General features: G+C 61.6%; 6 protein-coding genes. 4 read left to right on the top strand and 2 right to left on the bottom strand.

Translation table 11 applies throughout. The features are described 5' to 3' along the window. The first annotated feature begins 236 nt into the window (after positions 1–236). The 3 genes from cueR (at position 237) to H3O04_RS34415 (ending at position 1,486) form a co-directional block, all read left to right on the top strand. Entirely contained in the window at positions 237–641 is a 405-nt protein-coding gene (cueR, locus tag H3O04_RS34405; protein WP_011549389.1) for a Cu(I)-responsive transcriptional regulator, read from the top strand. 215 nt (positions 642–856) lie between these two features. Continuing rightward, positions 857–1,003 carry a DUF3563 family protein gene (locus H3O04_RS34410; RefSeq protein ID WP_006478295.1) on the top strand — a complete coding sequence of 49 codons (147 nt, stop codon included), beginning with the start codon at positions 857–859 and terminating at the stop codon, positions 1,001–1,003. Positions 1,004–1,117: 114 nt separating this feature from the next. Continuing rightward, positions 1,118–1,486, top strand: a complete 369-nt coding sequence (locus H3O04_RS34415; RefSeq protein ID WP_011694331.1) for a hypothetical protein — start codon at positions 1,118–1,120, stop codon at positions 1,484–1,486. 15 nt (positions 1,487–1,501) lie between these two features. Here the strand turns inward: H3O04_RS34415 and H3O04_RS34420 are convergent, their stop codons facing one another. Then, positions 1,502–2,347: a 23S rRNA (adenine(2030)-N(6))-methyltransferase RlmJ gene (locus H3O04_RS34420; protein WP_011549391.1), complete on the bottom strand. Its 846-nt coding sequence runs from the start codon at positions 2,345–2,347 to the stop codon at positions 1,502–1,504. Positions 2,348–2,458: 111 nt separating this feature from the next. After that, complete coding sequence (locus tag H3O04_RS34425; RefSeq protein WP_011694330.1) at positions 2,459–3,430, bottom strand: potassium channel beta subunit family protein; 972 nt, start codon at positions 3,428–3,430, stop codon at positions 2,459–2,461. Between the two features lie 163 nt (positions 3,431–3,593). Here H3O04_RS34425 and H3O04_RS34430 point away from each other — a divergent pair. After that, positions 3,594–3,800: SDR family NAD(P)-dependent oxidoreductase (locus H3O04_RS34430; protein ID WP_202589418.1), on the top strand; the 207-nt coding region annotated here is incomplete at its 3' end.

The raw sequence follows: 3,800 nt of genomic DNA on the forward strand, positions 1-3,800 counted from the left end.
TCAAGCCAAGAACCCCCGCCCGAAAGGCGGGGGTTTTTGCATTTCGGCGCCATAAAAGTATGTGGCGAAGCGCCCTCATAACCCGCCGTTACGCACGCCAGATCAAACCGCCTGCGCTCCTTCTGCCAAGCCTTCCCCGGAACGAAACCACGCGATTTGATACGATCGAACAGTCGTCGATGAGGGTATCGTCGACGTTCGCGTTCGAAACCAGGGCTTCATGAAGAGGGCGGGGAATGAATATCGGCGACGCGTCGCGCGAATCCGGCGTCAGTGCAAAAATGATCCGGTACTACGAACAGGTCGGTCTTCTTGCGCCCAGCAAACGGACCGATGCCGGCTACCGAATCTATGGGTCAGACGAAATCCATATCCTGCGGTTCATCCGTCAGGCGCGACGACTTGGCTTTCTCGTCGAAGACATTCGCAAGCTGCTGATGCTCTGGCAGGATCGCTCACGCGCCAGCGCTGAAGTGAAATCGATTGCTCTCGAGCACGTGGCCGAACTCGACAGACGTATCGCCGAATTGAGCGACATGCGCGACACGCTGGTCGATCTGGCCGCGCACTGTCATGGTGACGGTCGGCCCGAATGCCCGATTTTGGCGCGCTTGGCTGACCCTATCGGCGACCCAAATTAGTGCGCGCTCTCGCGCCTCAAAACAGGCTTCGACCCAACATCTATATAAATCAATGAGTTAGATGCGGTTCGCATGCCAACATTCCAAAATGGAATGGGTGCCATGCAAGGATTTCACTAGCATCTTGGTGCGGCGTCGCTATAATTCGGGATAACCCTATACGGGAAATCCCTGAATCTCGATTCACCAGGGGTCCCTCTTCCTTGGAGAACGTCATGATCGCCTACATCGTCGAAAAGCTGAGCAACTGGTTCGAATCCGCAGAACGTGAACGCCGTGAGGCTTACCTCGCCACGTCGTCGGACATCGTCCAGCTCGAGAGCCGCATCCGCTCGCTCGAAACCAACGGCTACTCGCTGTAATCGGAGTCACCGTCAGGTGCCGCGCGGCACCGAACGATAAGCAAGCCCCGTATTGACGGGGCTTTGTTTTTTTGTGCACCGGCTCTGGCGAAATCGTCGGTGCAGCGCTATGGTATGGACCTGCTTTTCATCCTGAAGGTCCCGATCATGCGTTTGTGTGTCGATGTGCGTCGCAGTGCCCGCGCGCGTCTCGTTCTGGGTGCGGTCGTGCTCGCCCATGGCCTCGCGGCCGGTGCCGCGACGTCGACCAAGCCGCTCGTTCTTGATACACAGCGCGGTATCCAGGACGGCAAGGGCGGGTTGGTATTGCAGACGGCGCCGTTGTCTTCCGAGCCGATCGTCGAGCCGGCAGGCATGCGGGCGCCAGCCGGGCAGGCGCCGAACACGTCGGTTCCGCTGTTCGTCGCGCCATATATCAATGTTCCCGCGTGGGGCGGGCAGCCGGCCAACCAGCCCAGGCTCGCGCCGAGACCGCAGCCGTAACGACCAGTCGCCCGATCAGTTGCCGCGGTGCTCGATTTGAAAGCGGGCGCCGCTATCCTGTCCCAGCTTCTCGACCAGATAGGGCAGGACCTCTTTCATGCTCTGGGCGAGCGTATACGGCGGATTCAGGATGAACATCCCGCTGCCGTAGAGACCCAGTCCGTCGGTCGGCGGATTCGACACCGTCAGCGTCAGGTGCAGCCAGTTGTTCGGCTGCAGACGCTTCAACTGCTCGGGAAAGCGCTGTGATTCCGTCCGCGTGACCTGCGGATACCAGATGGCATAGCAGCCGGTCGAGAAACGCTTCAGGCATTCCGTCACGCAGCTCGCCGTGCGCGCGTAATCCTTCTTGTCCTCGTAGGACGGATCGATCAGCACGAGTGCACGTCGCGGCGGCGGCGGCAGCAGCGCCTTGATACCTTCGAAGCCGTCGCCGGCGAAGATCATCGCGCGTCGCCCGGCATCGCGGAAATTGTGGCGCAGCACATCGATTTCCGTCGTATGCATTTCGAACAGGCGCATCCGGTCCTGCTCGCGCATCGACCGCCATGCGATGTACGGGGAGCCCGGGTAGAAATGCAGTTCGCCGTCGTCGTTCAGCGCGCGGACTTCGTCCACATAGTCGCCCAGTGCCTCCGGCAGGTTCTTTTCGTTCCACAGTCGGCCGATGCCGGTATCGAATTCCGACGTCTTCGCTGCATAACCGTCGCGCAGCGAGTACACGCCGGCGCCTGCGTGCGTATCGATGTACCAGTACGATTTGTCTTTCTTGTTCAGGTAGCGCAGCAGCTGGACGACGACGGCGTGCTTGAGCACGTCCGCGTGGTTGCCTGCGTGAAAACCGTGACGATAACTGAGCATGGCTGGCTGCCTGAAACGAAAGGTGAATCGATGAAAACGGTCGATCGTGCGCGGCCGTCAGGCCGGGCGCCGATGCGGCCGCGTATTGTACGCGAGTGGCCGTGAGTCGCCTTACTCGTATGCATCGCCGACCACCGCCTCGATGCGCTGCTTCACGTCCGGCGTCAGCTTCGCGGCAACCTCGAGCGCGCGCATGTTGTCGCCGATCTGGTCGACCCGCGATGCACCCGTGATGACCGAACTCACGCGCGGGTTCGCGAGCACCCACGCGATTGCCAACTGGCCGGTGCTGCAGCCGAATTCGGCCGCAATTTCGCCGAGCCGTTCGACGATGTCGTTGGCGGCCCGATCGGTCAGGCGTTCGCGCATCCAGTCGTAGCCTTGCAACTGCGCGCGGCTGCCGGCCGGCACGCCGTTGCGGTACTTGCCGGTGAGCAGGCCCGACGCCAACGGGCTCCAGGTCGTGAGCCCGAGACCGTAATCGTCGTAGAGCCGCGCATATTCCTGTTCGACCCGGGTGCGGTGAAACAGGTTGTACTGCGGTTGTTCGACGACCGGCTTGTGGAGATGATGCCGCTCGGCAATCTCGCATGCCGCGCGGATTTCGTCGGCGCTCCATTCCGACGTGCCCCAGTACAGCGCCTTGCCGCGCACGATCATGTCGCTCATCGCCCAGACGGTTTCCTCGATCGGCGTATGCGGATCGGGGCGATGGCAATAGGCGAGGTCGACATAGTCGAGCTGTAGCCGGCGCAGCGAGCCGTCGATTGCGTTCAGCAGGTATTTCCGGTTCAGCGTGTGATACTGGTTCGGGGCTTCTGCGAGCCCCCAGAAGAACTTCGTGGACACGATATAACTGACGCGCGGCCAGTCGAGCGACTTAAGCGCATGGCCCATGATTTCCTCGGATTTGCCGCCGGCGTAGACCTCGGCGTTGTCGAAGAAATTGACGCCTGCATCACGTGCCGCGGCGAGGCATTCGCGCGCGACCCGCTGGTCGACCTGGTTGCCGTACGTCACCCACGAACCGAGTGAAAGCTCGCTGATCTGCAGGCCGGAGCGGCCTAGCCGTCGATAGTGCATGAGACTCTCCTGCTGAACGGAACCGACCTTAAGCTTAGACGTTTTGTGCACGAACGGCGGGGCCGATCGTGCACAATGACGGCTGGCACGCTGATGCGATTTCGCGATGAACGCGGATGCGGCGGGTGCGTGTTTCACGATCCGATAACGGAAGGAGACGGACATGGCAGCAGATCTGAGCGGCAAGACCGCAGTCGTCACGGGCGCCGCGAGCGGCATCGGCAAGGAAATCGCACTCGAGCTGGCCAAGGCCGGCGCGGCCGTCGCGATCGCCGACCTGAACCAGGACGGCGCGAACGCGGTCGCCGACGAGATCAACAAGGCAGGCGGCAAGGCGATCGGCGTCGCGATGGACGTGACCAACGAAGAC

This window comes from Burkholderia sp. KCJ3K979 (assembly GCF_016759955.1).
Lineage (GTDB): Bacteria > Pseudomonadota > Gammaproteobacteria > Burkholderiales > Burkholderiaceae > Burkholderia > Burkholderia orbicola.

Excerpts from the sequence above, each read along its gene's own strand:
- cueR (WP_011549389.1), top strand. The coding sequence starts at position 237 with ATGAATATCGGCGACGCGTCGCGCGAATCCGGCGTCAGTGCAAAAATG.
- H3O04_RS34410 (WP_006478295.1), top strand. The coding sequence starts at position 857 with ATGATCGCCTACATCGTCGAAAAGCTGAGCAACTGGTTCGAATCCGCA.
- H3O04_RS34415 (WP_011694331.1), top strand. The coding sequence starts at position 1,118 with ATGGACCTGCTTTTCATCCTGAAGGTCCCGATCATGCGTTTGTGTGTC.
- H3O04_RS34420 (WP_011549391.1), bottom strand. The coding sequence starts at position 2,347 with ATGCTCAGTTATCGTCACGGTTTTCACGCAGGCAACCACGCGGACGTG.
- H3O04_RS34425 (WP_011694330.1), bottom strand. The coding sequence starts at position 3,430 with ATGCACTATCGACGGCTAGGCCGCTCCGGCCTGCAGATCAGCGAGCTT.